Origin of the sequence: Streptomyces chrestomyceticus JCM 4735, assembly GCF_003865135.1 — a bacterium.
Lineage (GTDB): Bacteria > Actinomycetota > Actinomycetes > Streptomycetales > Streptomycetaceae > Streptomyces > Streptomyces chrestomyceticus.
This window is the reverse complement of record NZ_BHZC01000001.1, coordinates 7,399,276-7,414,719: the sequence shown is the minus strand read 5'-3', so window position 1 is coordinate 7,414,719 and position 15,444 is coordinate 7,399,276. Positions and strand designations below refer to the sequence as shown.

Sequence of the window (15,444 nt, the reverse complement as noted above, 5' to 3'; positions counted from 1 at the left end):
GTCCGATCTACCGGAAATGGGCCGACGGCACGCCGCCGCAGCATATTTCGCGAGCATCGGTGCCGGTGGACGGGTTTGACTCCACCGCCGTGCGGTACTCGCTGATGCCGAGGAGCCCATGGGAGACAACACAGCGAACACACCGGACAAGAGCAACAACCAACGAGCGGCGTCCGCCCGCCCCAGCGCACCGGAACTCCTGCGGTCGGCACGGGAACAGCTCGCCGAGCTGACCGGCCTGACCCCCGAGACCGTGTCCCGGTTCGAGAGGACCGAGGACGGCTGGGTCCTGGAGACCGAGGTGCTGGAGCTCGCCCGGGTCCCCGAGACGATGAGCCTCATGGCGTTGTACGAGGTCTCGCTCGACCCGGACGGAATGCTCACGGGCTACCGGCGCGTCAGCCGCTACGAGCGTGCGAGAGGAAGACCACAGTCATGACCGTTGTCCCGGCACAACAGCAGTCCGGGGGCGGGGGCGGCACCAGTGGCCTCTACGACGTACTGGAGCTGATCCTCGACCGCGGCCTGGTGATCGACGCGTTCGTCCGCGTCTCACTGGTCGGTATCGAGATCCTCAAGATCGATGTCCGTGTGGTGGTGGCCAGCGTCGACACCTATCTGCGCTTCGCCGAAGCCTGCAACCGCCTCGACCTGGAGACCGGCGCCAACAAGAGCCCCGGCCTGCCCGACGTCGTCGGCCAGGTCACCGAGTCCGGCGCCAAGGGCAAGTCCAAGGGCGCGCTCTCCGGCGCCGCCGAGACCTTCGCCGAGGCGATCGGCTCGGGGCGGGACAAGGCCGAGAGCGAGGGCGAACCGCAGCGCAGGCCGCGGCGCACCACCTCCCGTAAGAAGGAGGAGAGCGAGTGAGCACGTACGTCTACGGCATCGCCCGCGCCGACCACCCGAAGCCCGAGCAGGAGATCCTGGGCATCGGCGACCCGCCGCGCCCGGTCCGCATCGTCCGCCAGGGCGACCTGGCCGCGATCGTCAGCGACTGCCCCGACAAGCTGCGGCCCAAGCGCCGTGACCTCCTCGCCCACCAGCACGTCCTGACCGAGGCCGGCGCGGACGGATCGGTGCTGCCGCTGCGCTTCGGCTCGCTCTCCGACAACGACGAGGCGGTCCAGGACGTCCTGGCCGAGCACGCCGAGCACTACAAGGCGCAGTTGGACGATCTCAACGGACGGGTCGAGTACAACGTCAAGGCCGCCCACCGCGAGGAGGACGTGCTGCGGCGGGTGCTGACGGAGGAGCCGGAGATCCGCGCCCTCAACGAGGCCAACCAGGCCGCCGGCGGCGGCGCGTACCAGCAGAAGCTGCGGCTCGGCGAACTGGTCGCCAACGCCGTACGGGCCCGCGAGGTCGCCGACGCGCACACCGTGGAAGCGGCGCTGGTGCCGAAGGCGGAGCAGTCCTGCCCCGGGCCCGAGGGCTCCGGCTGGCTGGTGAACCTGTCCTTCCTGATGCGGCGCGAGGACGCGGCCGCGTTCCTGGACGCCGCCGACCAGCTCGGCACCGACCACCCGCACCTGGAGCTGCTGGTCAACGGGCCGCTCCCGCCGTACAGCTTCGTCCGCCCGCTAGAGTCCGCCGCCGCGGAGTGACCGATGGGCCTGATCAAGGAACTGCTGCTGCTCCCGGCCGCTCCCGTACGGGGGACGGGCTGGGTGCTGCGGCAGGTCCTCACCGAGGCCGAGCGGCAGTACTACGACCCGGCCGTGGTCCAGCGCGAACTGCGGGAACTGGCGGAGCAACTGGACAACGGGCAGATCGACGAGGCCGAGTTCGACCGGCGCGAGGACGCGCTGCTGGACCGGCTGGAAGAGCTGCGCAAGCGGCAGTCCGGGGCGTGAGCGCCCCGGCCCCCGGGTCCCTCCCCCGCGGAGCGGCCCCCACGACCTGACGAGATGTCCACCCGGACAGTACGAGATCCCCGAAACTCGCGCCGGACGCCGGGCCCTCACCGGGACGGCGGACGGGCGCGACCTACACGGAGGAGATCCCCGATATGAAGAACCGGCCGGCACTGGTGCTGGCCGTCGCCGGAGGCTATCTGCTCGGCCGCACCAAGAAGGCCAAGCTCGCCATCGGTATCGGCAGCATGGTCCTGGGCAAGCGCCTGAATCTGAGCCCGCAGCAACTGATCTCTCTGGTCAACGACCAGATAGCTGCCAACCCGCAGCTCAAGGAGTTGCGCGAGCAGTTGCGCGGTGACCTCAAGGGAGTGGGCAAGGCGGCGACCGGTGCGCTGGTCACCAAGCGCCTGGACTCCCTGGCGGACAGCCTGCACGAGCGGACTCTGAACGTGCGCGACCAGTTGGACGCGGGCGAGGTCGGCGGCAAGGCCGCGGACACCGTACGCGGCGTGACCGGCGGCGGACGGGACGACGAGGAAGCGTCCGACGACGACAGCGAAGAGGAGAGCGCGCCGGGAAGCCGCCGCGGCGGGGCGCGCAAGTCCGGGGGTGAGGGACGCGGCGCCGCCAAGAAGCAGGGCGCGCGGTCCTCGAAGGCCCCCGCCAAGTCCGGTGCCAGGTCCGGCACCGGCTCCGGTTCCGGCGCCAAGGCCGCGCCGGACAAGCGCAAGCGGCCCGCGAAGCAGGCGGCCGCCGCGCCGAAGAAGACCGCCTCGGCCGCGAAGAAGACGGCCCGCGCCGGTACCCGCCGGAGCGGAGGTGAGGACCGTGGCTGACACGAAGTCCGGCGGTCCGATGGCCGCCGTCAAGGACACCGTGGCCGGCAACCCGGCCGTCGACCGCCTCAAGGAAGAAGCCGTCTCGTTCGCCGCCGCGCAGGCCCAGCGCCTGCTGGTGTCCACCGGCAAGCGGCTCGGCGAGGCGACCACCCGGCTCACGGACGTGGCCGAGGGGCGCAGTGACAGCCTGATCGGCCCGGTGATCAAGGACACCCTCAAGGGCGCGGTCAAGGACACCGCCAAGAACACCGTCAAGGGCGCCGTCGGCAAGCTCACCGGCAAGCGCAAGGGCGGTGGCGGCAAGGGCAAGTTCGTCACGATCAGCGAGGACGTCGACGTCGGCGTGCCGCTGCGCGAGGCGTACAACCAGTGGACGCAGTTCCAGGAGTTCAGCACCTTCGCCAAGGGGGTGCAGGGGGTGGAGTCCGCGGACGACACCGACTCCAACTGGCGCGCCAAGATCTTCTGGTCGACCCGTAGCTGGAAGGCGCACACCACCGAGCAGCTCCCCGACGAGCGCATCGCCTGGACCTCCGAGGGCGCCAAGGGCACCCTCAAGGGCGTCGTCACCTTCCACGAGCTGGCCGCCAACCTCACCCGGGTGCTGCTGGTCATCGAGTACTACCCCAAGGGCCTGTTCGAGAAGACCGGCAACATCTGGCGGGCGCAGGGCCGCCGTGCCCGGCTCGACCTGAAGAACTTCCGCCGCTTCGTGATGATGCGCGGCGAGGCGACCGGTGAGTGGCGCGGCGAGATCCGGGACGGCGAGGTCGTCGTCGGCCACGACGAGGCCGTCGAGCGCGAGGAGCAGGAGCGCGACGAGCAAGGAACAGAGCAGGACACCGAGGGCGCGGGCAAGCCGTCCGGGGACGCGTACGAGGAGGAGCGCGACGACTCCGACGAGGAGCCGGACGCCGAGGACGCGTACGACGACGAGGACGCCGAGGAATCCGGGGAACCGGAGGACGAGGGCGAGGACGACGCCGAGGGCGCGTACGAGGACGACGAAGCCGAGGACGAGCCCGAGGACGCGTACGACGACGAGGCCGGCCCCGAGGAGGAGGACGCCGCGGACGAGTACGACGAGGAACCGGAAGCCGAGGACGAGGACGCGGACGCCGAGTACTCCGAGGAGGACGAGCGGGAGCCGGAGCCGGCCCGATGAGTTCCCAAGTGCCCTCCCCGTACGGCTCGAACGGCGGCGCCAACCTCGCCGACATCCTCGAACGCGTCCTGGACAAGGGCGTGGTCATCGCCGGTGACATCCGTATCAACCTGCTCGACATCGAGCTGCTCACGATCAAGCTGCGGCTGATCGTGGCCTCGGTCGAGCGGGCGGAGGAGATGGGCATCGACTGGTGGCGCGACGATCCGTCGCTCTCCTCCGGTGCCCGGCGCCGCGAGCTCGCCCAGGAGAACGAACGGCTGCGCGAGCGGATCGCCGCCCTGGAGGGCGAGCAGGAGTCGCGAGAGGAGATCACTTGAGTACGCACGGCGCCGAGCTGATGTACACCTACGCCGTCGCCCGGGCCGGCTGCCGACCGCCGGACGGACTGCTCGGCGTCGCGGACGCACCCGTGGAGACCGTCACGGAGGGCGCGCTGGCCGCCCTGGTCTCCCGGGTGCCGGCCGCCGACTTCGAGGAGGAGGCGCTCCGCACCCACCTGGAGGACCTGGCGTGGCTGGAGCGGACCGCCCGGGCGCACCGCAGCGTGGTGGACACCGCGGCCGCGGAGTTCTGTGTGCTGCCGCTGCGCCTGGTGACGGTGCACCGTGACCCGCGCGGGGTCCGGCAGGTCCTCGCACAGCGCGCCGAGGAGTTCCTGAGCGCGCTGGTGAGTCTGGACGGCCGGATGGAGTGGGGCGTCAAGGCGTACGTCGAGGACGCCGGGGCCGCCAAGCCCGCCGTTCCCGCGGGCGGTTCGGACCGCCGGGCTGCCGCGGACGGCTCGGGACGCGACTTCCTGCGCCGGCGGCTCGCCCACCGGCAGGCCCAGGAGCAGAACCAGCGGCGCGCCGACGAGCTGGCCCGCGCCGCGCACGAGGCGCTGGACAAGTTCGCCGAGCGCAGCCGGCTGCACCGCCCGCAGGACGCCCGGCTGTCCGGGGTCAGCGGCCGCAACGTGCTCAACGGCGCCTATCTGATCCCCCGCGAGCAGGCCGGGACGTTCGCGGGCCTGGTCGGTGAGCTGGCGGACCGCAGCCCGGGGCTGCGGATCGAGCTGACCGGCCCGTGGGCCCCGTACTCCTTCGCGCAGCCGCCGCAGCCCCCGGAGGCGGGCGGAGACCCCGGGACCGGTGCGGTATGACGTCCCCGGCGCCCGGTCCGCAGCCGGACAACCCGCTGGCCGAGCGGCAGATCGCGCTGGTGGACCTGCTGGACCGGCTGCTGGGCGGCGGTGCGGTGATCGTGGGCGACCTGACCCTGCGCATCGCCGACGTGGATCTCGTACGGATCGACCTGCGGGCCCTGATCAGCTCGGTCAACGCCACCGTCCCCTCGCCGTTCGAGGAGCTGGAGCCGTGACGTCCGAGGAACCCGAGGAGGAGGTGGCGCCGTGAGCCGGCGTGTGGAACTGGACGAGGACACCGTGGAGCGCGACCTGGTGCGGCTCGTGCTGACGGTGGTGGAACTGCTGCACCAGCTCATGGAGCGCCAGGCGCTGCGCCGCGTCGACCAGGGCGATCTCTCCGAGGACCAGGAGGAACGGATCGGCCTGACGCTGATGCTGCTGGAGCGGCGGATGGGCGAGCTGTGCGAGCGGTACGGCATCGGGAAGGACGAACTCAACCTCGATCTCGGCCCGCTGGGCCCGCTGCTGCCCCGGGAGTGAGACCCCGCGCCGCGCCGGTGGCCCGCCGCAATGATCCGGCCGGGCTGCGCAGACCCTCTCGCGCGACCGCGCCGGGACGGCCATCATGGCTTGAGCCCGAGCACGGACAGCACATCCAGCACGTCGATTACCGACTTCCCGGGCGCGCCGGCGGGTGCCGGCCGCTTCGGTGTCTCTTGGCGAACGAGGTGGCGCAGATGGGTACGGACACCGTGGACGCGAGCCCGGGGCCGGTGCGGGCGCGGCGGCCCGGCGCGGTGGTGGTGGACTGGCTGACCACCACCGACCACAAGAAGATCGGCCATCTCTATCTGGTCACCGCGTTCGGCTTCTTCCTGGTGGGTGGTCTGCTGGCGCTGCTGATGCGGGCCGAACTGGCCCGCCCCGGGCTCCAGCTCATGACGAACGAGGAGTTCAACCAGGCGTTCACCCTGCACGGCACGATCATGCTGCTGCTGTTCGCCACCCCCGCCTTCGCGGGCTTCGCCAACGAGATCATGCCGTTGCAGATCGGCTCGCCCGACGTGGCCTTCCCGCGGCTGAACATGCTGTCGTACTGGCTGTTCGCCTTCGGCGGCCTGATCGTGCTGGCCAGCCTGCTGACGCCGACCGGCGGCGCGAACTTCGGCTGGACCGCCTATGCGCCGCTGAACTCGATGGTCCGCTCCCCCGGCATCGGCGCCGACATGTGGATCATGGGGCTGGCGCTGTCCGGCTTCGGCACCATCCTCGGCTCGGTCAACTTCCTCACCACCATCATCGGGATGCGCGCGCCGGGCATGACGATGTTCCGGATGCCGGTCTTCACCTGGAACGTGCTGTTCACCTCGATCCTGGTGCTGATCGCCTTCCCGGTGCTGGCTGCCTCGCTGCTGGTGCTGGAGGCGGACCGGCGCTTCGGCTCGGTGGTCTTCGAGGCCCAGTGGGGCGGGGCGCTGCTGTGGCAGCACCTGTTCTGGTTCTTCGGGCACCCCGAGGTCTACATCATCGCGCTGCCGTTCTTCGGCATCATCACCGAGATCATCCCGGTCTTCTCGCGGAAGCCCATCTTCGGCTACGTGATGCTGATCGGCGCGACGATGGCGATCACCGGGCTGTCGGTGGTGGTGTGGGCGCACCACATGTTCGCGACGGGCGCGGTGCTGCTGCCGTTCTTCTCGTTCATGTCGTTCCTGATCGCGGTGCCGACGGGAGTGAAGTTCTTCAACTGGATCGGCACGATGTGGCACGGCTCGCTGTCCTTCGAGACACCGATGCTGTGGGCCGTCGGGTTCCTGGTGAGCTTCCTGTTCGGCGGGCTGACCGGGGTGATCCTGGCGTCGCCGCCGCTGGACTTCCACGTCACCGACACGTACTTCGTCGTCGCCCACTTCCACTACGTCGTCTTCGGCACGGTCGTCTTCGCGACGTTCGCCGGCTTCTACTTCTGGTGGCCGAAGTTCACCGGGAAGATGCTCGACGAGCGGCTGGGCAAGCTGCACTTCTGGACGCTGTTCACCGGCTTCCACACCACCTTCCTCGTCCAGCACTGGCTGGGTGTGGAGGGGATGCCGCGCCGGATCGCCGACTATCTGGCGGCCGACGGTTTCACCGCGCTGAACACCCTCTCGACCGTCGGCGCCTTCCTGCTCGGCATGTCCACCCTGCCGTTCCTCTACAACGTCTGGCGGACGACGAAGTACGGCACGAAGGTCGAGGCGGACGACCCGTGGGGCTACGGCCGCTCCCTGGAGTGGGCGACCTCCTGTCCCCCGCCGCGCCACAACTTCCTCACCATCCCGCGCATCCGCTCGGAGTCGCCCGCCTTCGACCTGCACCATCCGGAGATCGTGCGGCTCAGCCCGCCGGACGCCCCGGAACCGCAGGGGACGCCGGAGGCGCGGCCGGAGCCGGGGTCAGCGCCCGGGTCAGCCGGTCCCTGATCTCCCGTACCGCGTCCGCCAGCGCCGCCGGTTCCCGGATCTCGAAGTCGAAGCCCAGCAGGGCGGCGTGGATCACCAGGACGTCCAGGCGGTGCGCGCCGGTGTGCAGCAGGCAGCGGTGGTCGTCGAGCGGTTCGACGACGCCGACGGACGGGCCGATCTGCTGGGCGGCCTCCTCGGCGGTGGCATGCAGCACCAAGGTGGCGCGCTCGGCGTACGCGTCCGTGGAGACGCCCCGCGAGACGTACGCGGCGAGATCGTCGGCCGGGCCGGGGCGCGGGGTGAAGCGCGGGCCGTGCGGCGGGGTGGGGGTGATCCGGTCGGCGCGGAACGTCCGCCAGTCGGCGCGGTCCACGTCCCAGGCGACGAGGTACCAGCGGTGCTGCGCCGACACCAGCCGGTGCGGCTCGACGGTGCGGCGGCTGACCGTACCGTCGTGGCTCGCGTAGGCGAAGCGCAGCCGCTGGCTGTCCCGGCAGGCGTTGGCCAGTTCGGTGAGGGTGGCGGCGTCGACCCGGGGGCCTGCGGCGCCGAGCATGGGCACGGTGAAGGCGTTGAGGGCGCCGACGCGGCGGCGCAGCCGGTGGGGCAGTACCTGTTCCAGCTTGGCCAGGGCCCGTACGGAGGTCTCCTCGATGCCTTCGACGCCGCCGGCCGTCGCGGTGCGCAGCCCCACGGCGACTGCCACCGCCTCCTCGTCGTCGAGGAGCAGCGGTGGCAGTTCGGCGCCCGCGCCCAGTTGATAGCCCCCGGCGGTGCCGGGGGCCGAGTGGACGGGGTAACCCAGTTCTCGCAAGCGGTCTATGTCACGGCGGACGGTGCGCGGGGTCACGCCGAGCCGGTCGGCGAGGTCCGCGCCCGTCCACTCGCGGTGTGCCTGCAGGAGAGAGAGCAGTCGCAGCAGTCGTGCCGAGGTTTCCACCATGCCGGGCAGTCTGGCAGCACATGCGGACAGCTACGGTCCGCGTCTCTCCCGGCTCACCACCTGTACCAGCGCGTGCGACCACCGCCCGCGCCCGTCGAACGGAACAGGAAGCCCAGCAGCCATACGACCAGCACCGCGACGGCCACCCACCACAGTGCCTTGAGCGCGAAACCCGCGCCGAAAAGAATCAGAGCCAGCAGCAGTACCAGAATGACAGGAACCATGTGTATCGCACCTCCGCTGCACCGAGTGCCCCCGGCGTGCGGTGTTATGCGCGCTGTCTGATGAGGTCCGGTCAAGAACCGGCCGGGCCCGGGCCATCCGTCCCGCCCGACCCGTCGGCCCCTTCCCGCACGTCCGTCCCGTCCGCCTCCTGGCCCGTGACCCGGACCGTCAGGTCGTTGTCGCGGGTGTACGACGGGCCGATGCGCAGCCGGCCCGCCGGGCGGCCGGCGGACCGCGCCGGGTGGCTGACGGTCTCCGCCTTCTCCGGTACGTCGTCGAGCAGCCGGGCGATCCGGACCGGCTCGGCCTCCCCGGTCACCCGCAGCCACAGGTCCCAGCGTTCGCTGCCGCCCTGCCAGCGCTCCGCGAACCGCGCGTGCGGCAGGGTGAAGACGAAGTCGGGGCCGTCGCCGGTGAGCGGGACGGTGACGCGGGAGTCCGGACCGGCCGCCTCCGGGGTGCCGCGGCGGATCGTGGCCTCGGCGCGGGCGCCCGGGCCGAGGGCGGCGCCGTAGAGGCGGCCCGCCACCGTCACCCCGGCGGCGTCGACGAGGACGTCCCCGGCCTCGGCGTGCGGCCCGCGCAGCCAGCTCCGCAGCGCCAGGCTGCCGGACCGGGTGGCGTACGGGATGCGGACGCCGAGCCGGCCGATCCCGGCCAGCGGGCGGCGGTCCACCAGCGGGCTCAGTTCGGTGACGCCGGGCAGCAGCCGCTGCGGGCCGCGGCCGTCGCCGAGGTCGGCGTAGGTGTTCCAACGGCCTTCGGGGAGCGCGACGGTGCTGGGCAGGACGGCCCGCAGGCACCCGGAGCCGTTCGGGCCGAGCGGCAGCCGCAGCTCCTCGTCGGCGCCGCCGTCGCGCGGGCTGAGGACGAGCGCCGCGCTCCAGACCGGCCTGGTGCCCTGCGGGGTGGTGATGTCGAAGGTCAGGCCGCCGGCGGAGTCGGCTATGCAGTCCGCGCGCAGCGGCTGGGCGGCCCCGGCCGCCGTGCGGGCACCGCGGCCGCCGGCCGTGGCGTCCGGCCCGGCGGGGGCCGTGGGCTCGGCCCGCACAGGAGCGACGGCTCCGGGACCGGCCGTCCCGGCGCCCGTCACGGGCAGTTGCGTCGACGCGTTCATACCCTCCGCACCCCTCTCACAGCGGCCTGCGCCGCGTCCTTGGTTGCGTACGCCCCGTGCTCCGGGCGGGGTCGCGTCCGCCGGGCGCCGGTCCGGACCGTCCCTCCGGTGCCGTGGGCGTGGTGAATCAGGAATGAGCTGTGCATCCGTCCCCGTATTCCGTCCCCGTATCCCTTGGTCGCCGCGGACGAGTCCCGCTGTTGCCCCGTTGAACGGTTGGACCGCGCTCCCGGGTTCCGGGTTGAGGCGTTTGGCCAACTTGTTCCGAAAGAGTTAGGACATCGGTAGCGGCGTCGAGGAACTTTCCCGAACCGTTGATCGTCGGTTCTGTGCCGTGCTGTAACGCCACAAGTTATGCCGTCCCGGGGCGTCCCGTCACGAGGTGTGCAGCCACCGGCTCGCCCCGCCGGTCTCCCCGGACCGGCGGTCCGGGCCGGTGGTGACGGCCGGGCTCTCAGGGCCGGTACGGAAGCTGGGGGACGGTGAAGCAGGTGGTGTCCATGTCGGCCTGGGTGACCCAGCCGCCCCGGCCGCCCCGCGCCGCGTCGCGCCAGCGGGCGACCGACAGACAGGTCCGGTCGGTGGCCGGCGGCTCGGCCTGCGGCCGGAACGCGGCGGGAAGCAGCAGGCCACGGGCGGTGTAGGGCGCGCCCTGGCCGACGAAGCGCTCCACGCACGCGCGGGTGGGCCGCTGCCCGCAGGACCGCGCCGCGTCGGCGAACCACATCGCGGCCGCCCACCCCTCGAGCTGCCACTGCGCCAGCGGTTTCCCCTTGGCGTACCGGGCCATCCCGGCGCGGAAGTCCCGTACCGCCGCGCCGCCCGGCCCGCTCCCCGGATCGTCGTAGTTGCGGCTGGCCCCGGTGGCCCACAGGGCGTTGCGGCAGCCCGGCGAGTCCTTGTAGTCCTTCGCGACCGTGTCCGACCAGTTCTGTACGTTCGTGACCTTCGCGGTCGGCCGGACGCCCGCCGCGTCCATCGCCTCGCACAGCCGCGCGTTGCCGTGCGTGTCCATCGCGTCGAAGACCAGGTCGGCCCCCCGGTCGCGCAGCCCGGCGGCGACCGCGGGGAAGTTGGGCAGCGCGAAGTCGACCTGCTCGGTGGTCACCTCGTACCCCTCGGCCTCCAGACCGCGCACGATCAGCCGGGCGTACGCGGCGGACGCCGCCTGGTTGTAGGAGACGACGGCGGCGGTGCGGGCCCGCTGCACGCGCTTGAAGTAGCGGTAGACCTCCGTGCCGCCGTACAGCTTCCCGCCCCAGCCCGCCGCCTTGCCGTCCCGCGGCGCCCGGCTCCCGTAGATCCCGTACAGGTGCGGATACGTGTCGTACGCGGCGCCGACCGGCTGTCCCCCGATGTCGGGGACGCCCGCGCCGGAGACCCGGGACGCGCCCGCGTAGTCCAGCGCGGTGGTCGCGACCAGCGCGAACGCCTTGTCCTCCGTCAGGAGTTTGCGTACGCACTCGTTGTTGCCGACGCCGCTGCCCCCGTCGTCGCAGGTGACCGCGCGCACCGGCCGGCCGTGCACGCCGCCCCGCGCGTTCAGCGCCGCGAAATAGGCGAGCGCGCCGTCCCGGGGCCCGGTGAACGCCTCGCCGCCCACCGGGCTCGTCGCGCTGGTGATGATCCCGACGACGATCGGCTCCGGCGCCCGGCCGGTGGCGGGCGCGGTCCCGCGGTGTTCGAAGTCGCTCTCCGGCAGTCTGCTGCCGCAGGCGGCGGTCAGCGTGAGCAGCAGCGCCGAGACGGCCGCACCGGCCGCCTCAGCAGCCCGGCGCGTCCGCATTGCCGCTCATGCCCACCAGCGCGCACAGGGTCTTGAGCGCCACCTTCCACACCTTGTCCTGGTACACGGAGGCGCCCTTGGCGTGCGGCAGCGCGGTGGCGCCCTTGAGGGTGAGGCTGTACGTCACGTCGGCCGTGGTCGCCGAGGTGAACCGTACGGCGGACACCTGCGCCGCGACCTGCCGCCCCCGCTGGTCGCCGTTGAACGCCTCCAGCAGCAACTGGAGTTCCTCGCCGTTCTGGAGGTACTTCGCCTTCTCCGTGTTGGACAGCTTCGGGTCGAAGAACTTCTGCCAGTTCTCCTTGATCTCCCGCTCGGCGGCGGCCGGGTCGGCCGGGGCGTCGCCTGAGGAGGACGGCGAACCGGCGGTCGCCGTTCCCGTACCGCTCTCTTTCGGGGCGGAGGACGCCCCGCTGGGCGCGCGCTGCCCGCCGTCCTCGGCGTCGCTGCACCCCGCCGCCGCCGTCACCAGCAGCACCGCCGCCACCAGCGCCGGAACCCGCCGTGCACGCCCCCCACGGACCGTCATGTACACCACCGCCTGTCGTCGCGACCGCATGAGGCCGGTCTGGCACAAGCCTTCTAGGTGCTGTTCCCACAGGGCATAGTGCAGGCATTCGCCGGAAGCCGCGAGGGGGCGTGATGCGCAACGCGCGAACACGGGTCGGGGCGCGGCTGGCCCCGTGGGGCGGCTGGGCGGCGCTGGCGGGCGGGGCGGTGCTGTGCGCGGCGGGCTGGTACGGCGTCTCCGGCGAGCGGTTCGCCGAGCGCCAGATCCCGTTCCTGGCCTCCTGCTCGATCCCGGGCGCCGCCCTGATCGTCGCGGGGGCCGTGCTGGTGGCGCGGGGTGACCAGGGGCTGGCGGCGACGCGCGTCGAGGAGTTGTACGGGCTGCTGGTGGCGTACGGGGCCGACGACGCGGACGCGGCGGCGGGTGGCGGGGAGCCGGCGGCGACGGGCGGGAGCGCGACGGCGACGGGCGGGACCGCAGCCGTGCGGGAGAGGCGGGACACGGAGGCCGGTCCGCCCCTCACCGTGCCCGGCGGAACGCTTCTGCACCGGCCCGGCTGCCCGCTCGTGGCCGGGCGGCCGGACGCCCGCCCCGCCGTCGGCGGACCGCCGGAAGCGGACGCGTCCCCTCCGGCGCCCTGCCCCGTCTGCGAACCGGACGACCCGCGCCCCGGACCGGAACGGTGAGCTCGCTCTCGTACGACCTCACCCTGGCCGGGCTCGCGGTGGGCAGCGCCGCCGCGCTCACCGGCATCGGACTGATCGTCACCTACCGGGCCACCGGCGTGCTGAACTTCGCGCACGGCGCCGTCGCCATGGTCTGCGCCTATGTCCTGCGGCAGTTGGTGGTCGGCTGGAACTGGCCGCTGCCGCCCGCCGCCGCCGTCACCCTCCTCCTCGTCGCGCCCGGCATCGGGCTGGCCCTGGACCGCGCCGTCTTCCGGCCGCTCTCCGTACGCGGTACGGGCCCGGCCCGCACCCTGGTCGCCTCCCTCGGCGTCTTCGTCCTGCTGGTCGGCGCCGCGGGACTGCTGTGGGGACCGGGAGCGCGCGCGGACGCGCCCGCGCTGCTGCCGGACGACCCCTGGGCGCAGCTCGGCACGGCCGTCACCCTGGCCGCCGGGGTCGCCGCCGTCACCCGCTGGACCCGCTTCGGCCGCGAGCTGCGCGCCGTCGTCGACAACCGCCCGCTCGCCGTCCTCGGCGGCATCGACGCCGACCGGGTCGCCGCCGCCGGGTGGGCCTTCGGGACCTTCACCGCCGGGCTGACGGGCGTCCTGCTGGCTCCGCTGCTGCGCCTGGACCCGTACGGACTGCCGCTGCTCGTCATGGAGGTGATGGCGGTCGCGGTGGCGGCCGGGCTGCGCAGCCTGCCGGTGGCGGTGGCCGTGGCCCTGGCCATCGGTGTCGCCCAGAGCCAGCTCACCCGGCTGCACCCGGGCGGCAGCCTGGAACCCCTCGTCCAGGCCGTCGGCGCCAACCTCTTCGTCGTGGCCCTGCTGGCCGCCGCCCTGACCCTGCGCGGCCTCGGCGTCCCCCACGCCCTGCCGGACGCGCCGCACGGCACGGCACCGGCCCTGCGCACCGTCCGGCTGCCCGACCACGACGGCCGCGCCTGGCTGGTCTGCGGCATCCTCTTCCTGCTGCCCCTGGGCTTCGCCTACGGCGACCTGCGCGCCTCCGTACAGGTACCGGCGCTCGCCGTGGTGCTGCTCTCCTTGGTGGTGGTCACCGGGCGCGGCGGCCAGATCTCCCTGGGGCAGGCCGCGTACGCCGGGCTGGGCGCCCTGTTCACCGCACTGCTCGCGGCGGGCCGCTTCCCGGGCCTGCCGGCCGTCCCCGGGCTGACCGCCCTGCTGCTCGCCGTCCTGCTGACCGCACCGCTCGGACTGCTCACCGGCTGGCCCGCGCTGCGGCGGCACGGCCTCGCGACGGCCCTGGCCACCCTCGCCTTCGGGGTCGCCGTCAGCCGGTTCGTCTTCGCCCAGCCGTACGCCACCGCCGGACTCTCCCTCGACCGCCCCGCCGGTTTCGGCGGCGACCGCGCGTACTACGTCCTCGAACTGGCCCTGCTCGGCCTCGCGCTGCTCGGGGTGGCGGCACTGCGCCGGGGCCGTACCGGGCGCGCGCTGGCCGCGATGCGCGACCACGAGCCGGGGGCGGCCGCCGCCGGGGTGCCCGTACCGGCCCTGAAACTGGCGGCCTTCACGGTGGGCGCCGCCCTGGCCGCACTGGGCGGCGGGATGCTCGGCATGGCGCTGCGCGCCTTCGACCCGGCGTCCTACGACCCGGTACGCGGCCTGCTGTGGTTCGCGGCCGTACTCGTCCTGGGCGCCGACAGCCTGCTGGCGGCGCTCGCCGCCGCGGTCCTGCTGGTCGGCCTGGACTCGGGGGCCGGAGGAGGCGCGGCGGCCGCGGTGGTCGGCGTGCTCGCCGTGCTCGCGGGCCGGCTGCCGAGCGGCCCGTACGCCGCCCTGCGCGAGGCCGTGGCCCGCCTGTCCGGCGCGCCGGAGCCGCGGCTGACTCCGCTGGGGGCTCGGGTGCGGGCGAGGGTGGCGTCGGCGCGAGGGCGTGAGGGGTGTACGACCCGTAGCGGTACGCCCGGGGCCGGCACCCCCGAACCTCGTCGCCCCGCCCCGAAGGCACCCGCGCCCCCCGCCACGAAGCCACCTCCCGTAGCAAAGTCCCCCTCCTCCACCGGCCGCCTCACCGCCCGCTCCCTCCGCGCCCGTTACGACGGCTTCACCGTCCTGGACGGCGTCGACCTGACCGTCGCGCCGGGCCGGATCACCGCGCTCATCGGGCCCAACGGGGCGGGCAAGAGCACCCTGTTCCACTGTCTGTGCGGCACCCTGCGCCCGACGGCGGGCCGGGTGCTGCTCGACGGGACGGACATCACCCACCGCCCCGCGCACGTCCGGGCCCGCCTCGGGCTGGCCCGGACGTTCCAGCAGCTCGCCGTGTTCGACGGGATGACCGTGGCCGAGAACGTCCGGGTCGGCGCCGAGCAGAGCGGCGTACCGGACCCGGCCGCCGCCACCGGCCGGGCGCTGGACCTGCTCTCTCTCGACGGGCCGCTGCGCGCCGCGCCCGTCGCCGGGCTGGACACCGGCACCCTGCGCCGCGTCGAACTGGCGCGCGTCCTCGCCGGCCGCCCGCGCACCCTGCTGCTGGACGAGCCCGCGGCGGGCCTGGACAGCGCGGAGGTGGCCGCGCTCGCCGTCGTGCTGCGCGCCGTGGCGGCCGACGGCACGGCCCTGCTCGTCGTCGAGCACGACCTCGACCTGGTCGCCGGGCTGGCCGACACGGTCTATGCGATGGCGGCGGGCCGGATCGTGACGCGCGGGCCCGCCCACCGCGTCCTGGCGGAGCCGCGTCCGTGAACGCCCGGCAGCGCGCGGGATGCCGACCGCGACGGCCCGCGACGGCG

18 protein-coding genes are annotated in these 15,444 nt (G+C 73.3%); 13 read left to right on the top strand and 5 right to left on the bottom strand.

Annotation, left to right across the window (positions count from 1 at the left end; all coding sequences use genetic code 11):
• Positions 1-118: 118 nt before the first annotated feature.
• From EJG53_RS32480 to ctaD, 11 genes are all read left to right on the top strand, one after another.
• Positions 119-439 (top strand): gas vesicle protein GvpO, encoded by a 321-nt coding sequence (locus EJG53_RS32480; protein ID WP_125047922.1) that lies wholly within the window; start codon positions 119-121, stop codon positions 437-439.
• Positions 436-867, top strand: a complete 432-nt coding sequence (locus EJG53_RS32475; RefSeq protein ID WP_030019468.1) for a gas vesicle structural protein GvpA — start codon at positions 436-438, stop codon at positions 865-867. The genes EJG53_RS32480 and EJG53_RS32475 overlap by 4 nt, the downstream gene beginning before the upstream one ends.
• Complete coding sequence (locus EJG53_RS32470; protein WP_125047921.1) at positions 864-1,604, top strand: GvpL/GvpF family gas vesicle protein; 741 nt, start codon at positions 864-866, stop codon at positions 1,602-1,604. Before EJG53_RS32475 ends, EJG53_RS32470 begins: the two co-directional genes overlap by 4 nt.
• A gap of 3 nt (positions 1,605-1,607) precedes the next feature.
• Positions 1,608-1,853 carry a gas vesicle protein GvpG gene (locus EJG53_RS32465; RefSeq protein WP_125047920.1) on the top strand — a complete coding sequence of 82 codons (246 nt, stop codon included), beginning with the start codon at positions 1,608-1,610 and terminating at the stop codon, positions 1,851-1,853.
• Positions 1,854-2,008: 155 nt separating this feature from the next.
• Positions 2,009-2,692, top strand: a complete 684-nt coding sequence (locus EJG53_RS32460; protein WP_125047919.1) for a DNA primase — start codon at positions 2,009-2,011, stop codon at positions 2,690-2,692.
• Positions 2,685-3,860, top strand: a complete 1,176-nt coding sequence (locus EJG53_RS32455; RefSeq protein ID WP_125047918.1) for an SRPBCC family protein — start codon at positions 2,685-2,687, stop codon at positions 3,858-3,860. The genes EJG53_RS32460 and EJG53_RS32455 overlap by 8 nt, the downstream gene beginning before the upstream one ends.
• Complete coding sequence (locus EJG53_RS32450; protein ID WP_125047917.1) at positions 3,857-4,180, top strand: gas vesicle protein; 324 nt, start codon at positions 3,857-3,859, stop codon at positions 4,178-4,180. The genes EJG53_RS32455 and EJG53_RS32450 overlap by 4 nt, the downstream gene beginning before the upstream one ends.
• Positions 4,177-5,004, top strand: a complete 828-nt coding sequence (locus tag EJG53_RS32445) for a GvpL/GvpF family gas vesicle protein (protein ID WP_244955431.1) — start codon at positions 4,177-4,179, stop codon at positions 5,002-5,004. The genes EJG53_RS32450 and EJG53_RS32445 overlap by 4 nt, the downstream gene beginning before the upstream one ends.
• Positions 5,001-5,222: a gas vesicle protein gene (locus EJG53_RS32440; protein WP_125047916.1), complete on the top strand. Its 222-nt coding sequence runs from the start codon at positions 5,001-5,003 to the stop codon at positions 5,220-5,222. Before EJG53_RS32445 ends, EJG53_RS32440 begins: the two co-directional genes overlap by 4 nt.
• Positions 5,223-5,253: 31 nt before the next feature.
• Positions 5,254-5,529, top strand: coding sequence for a gas vesicle protein K (locus tag EJG53_RS32435; RefSeq protein WP_031008978.1), 276 nt, complete (start codon positions 5,254-5,256; stop codon positions 5,527-5,529).
• A gap of 197 nt (positions 5,530-5,726) precedes the next feature.
• A complete protein-coding gene (gene ctaD / locus EJG53_RS32430; RefSeq protein ID WP_125047915.1) occupies positions 5,727-7,451 on the top strand; it encodes an aa3-type cytochrome oxidase subunit I in 1,725 nt (574 codons plus the stop codon).
• Here the strand turns inward: ctaD and EJG53_RS32425 are convergent.
• The 5 genes from EJG53_RS32425 to EJG53_RS32405 form a co-directional block, all read right to left on the bottom strand.
• Positions 7,366-8,376, bottom strand: a complete 1,011-nt coding sequence (locus EJG53_RS32425; RefSeq protein ID WP_125047914.1) for a helix-turn-helix transcriptional regulator — start codon at positions 8,374-8,376, stop codon at positions 7,366-7,368. The genes ctaD and EJG53_RS32425 overlap by 86 nt on opposite strands.
• Before the next feature lie 53 nt (positions 8,377-8,429).
• Positions 8,430-8,600: a hypothetical protein gene (locus EJG53_RS32420; RefSeq protein WP_030019458.1), complete on the bottom strand. Its 171-nt coding sequence runs from the start codon at positions 8,598-8,600 to the stop codon at positions 8,430-8,432.
• A 71-nt stretch (positions 8,601-8,671) separates the two neighbouring features.
• A complete protein-coding gene (locus EJG53_RS32415) occupies positions 8,672-9,718 on the bottom strand; it encodes a hypothetical protein (protein ID WP_244955430.1) in 1,047 nt (348 codons plus the stop codon).
• Positions 9,719-10,172: 454 nt separating this feature from the next.
• Complete coding sequence (locus tag EJG53_RS32410) at positions 10,173-11,504, bottom strand: ABC transporter substrate-binding protein (RefSeq protein ID WP_125047913.1); 1,332 nt, start codon at positions 11,502-11,504, stop codon at positions 10,173-10,175.
• The gene (locus EJG53_RS32405) at positions 11,482-12,033 is read right to left on the bottom strand and encodes a hypothetical protein (RefSeq protein ID WP_244955429.1); all 552 of its coding nucleotides are present in this window, start codon (positions 12,031-12,033) and stop codon (positions 11,482-11,484) included. The genes EJG53_RS32410 and EJG53_RS32405 overlap by 23 nt, the downstream gene beginning before the upstream one ends.
• A gap of 113 nt (positions 12,034-12,146) precedes the next feature.
• On the opposite strand from EJG53_RS32405, the gene EJG53_RS32400 reads away from it, so the two are divergent.
• Positions 12,147-12,701, top strand: a complete 555-nt coding sequence (locus EJG53_RS32400) for a hypothetical protein (protein WP_125047912.1) — start codon at positions 12,147-12,149, stop codon at positions 12,699-12,701.
• Positions 12,698-15,397 (top strand): ABC transporter permease subunit, encoded by a 2,700-nt coding sequence (locus EJG53_RS32395; RefSeq protein WP_125047911.1) that lies wholly within the window; start codon positions 12,698-12,700, stop codon positions 15,395-15,397. The genes EJG53_RS32400 and EJG53_RS32395 overlap by 4 nt, the downstream gene beginning before the upstream one ends.
• Positions 15,398-15,444 lie beyond the last annotated feature (47 nt).

Coding starts and splice junctions, on each gene's coding strand:
- EJG53_RS32480 (WP_125047922.1), top strand. CDS start 119: ATGGGAGACAACACAGCGAACACACCGGACAAGAGCAACAACCAACGA.
- EJG53_RS32475 (WP_030019468.1), top strand. CDS start 436: ATGACCGTTGTCCCGGCACAACAGCAGTCCGGGGGCGGGGGCGGCACC.
- EJG53_RS32465 (WP_125047920.1), top strand. CDS start 1,608: ATGGGCCTGATCAAGGAACTGCTGCTGCTCCCGGCCGCTCCCGTACGG.
- EJG53_RS32460 (WP_125047919.1), top strand. CDS start 2,009: ATGAAGAACCGGCCGGCACTGGTGCTGGCCGTCGCCGGAGGCTATCTG.
- EJG53_RS32450 (WP_125047917.1), top strand. CDS start 3,857: ATGAGTTCCCAAGTGCCCTCCCCGTACGGCTCGAACGGCGGCGCCAAC.
- EJG53_RS32440 (WP_125047916.1), top strand. CDS start 5,001: ATGACGTCCCCGGCGCCCGGTCCGCAGCCGGACAACCCGCTGGCCGAG.
- ctaD (WP_125047915.1), top strand. CDS start 5,727: ATGGGTACGGACACCGTGGACGCGAGCCCGGGGCCGGTGCGGGCGCGG.
- EJG53_RS32425 (WP_125047914.1), bottom strand. CDS start 8,376: ATGGTGGAAACCTCGGCACGACTGCTGCGACTGCTCTCTCTCCTGCAG.
- EJG53_RS32420 (WP_030019458.1), bottom strand. CDS start 8,600: ATGGTTCCTGTCATTCTGGTACTGCTGCTGGCTCTGATTCTTTTCGGC.
- EJG53_RS32415 (WP_244955430.1), bottom strand. CDS start 9,718: ATGAACGCGTCGACGCAACTGCCCGTGACGGGCGCCGGGACGGCCGGT.
- EJG53_RS32410 (WP_125047913.1), bottom strand. CDS start 11,504: ATGCGGACGCGCCGGGCTGCTGAGGCGGCCGGTGCGGCCGTCTCGGCG.
- EJG53_RS32405 (WP_244955429.1), bottom strand. CDS start 12,033: ATGACGGTCCGTGGGGGGCGTGCACGGCGGGTTCCGGCGCTGGTGGCG.
- EJG53_RS32400 (WP_125047912.1), top strand. CDS start 12,147: ATGCGCAACGCGCGAACACGGGTCGGGGCGCGGCTGGCCCCGTGGGGC.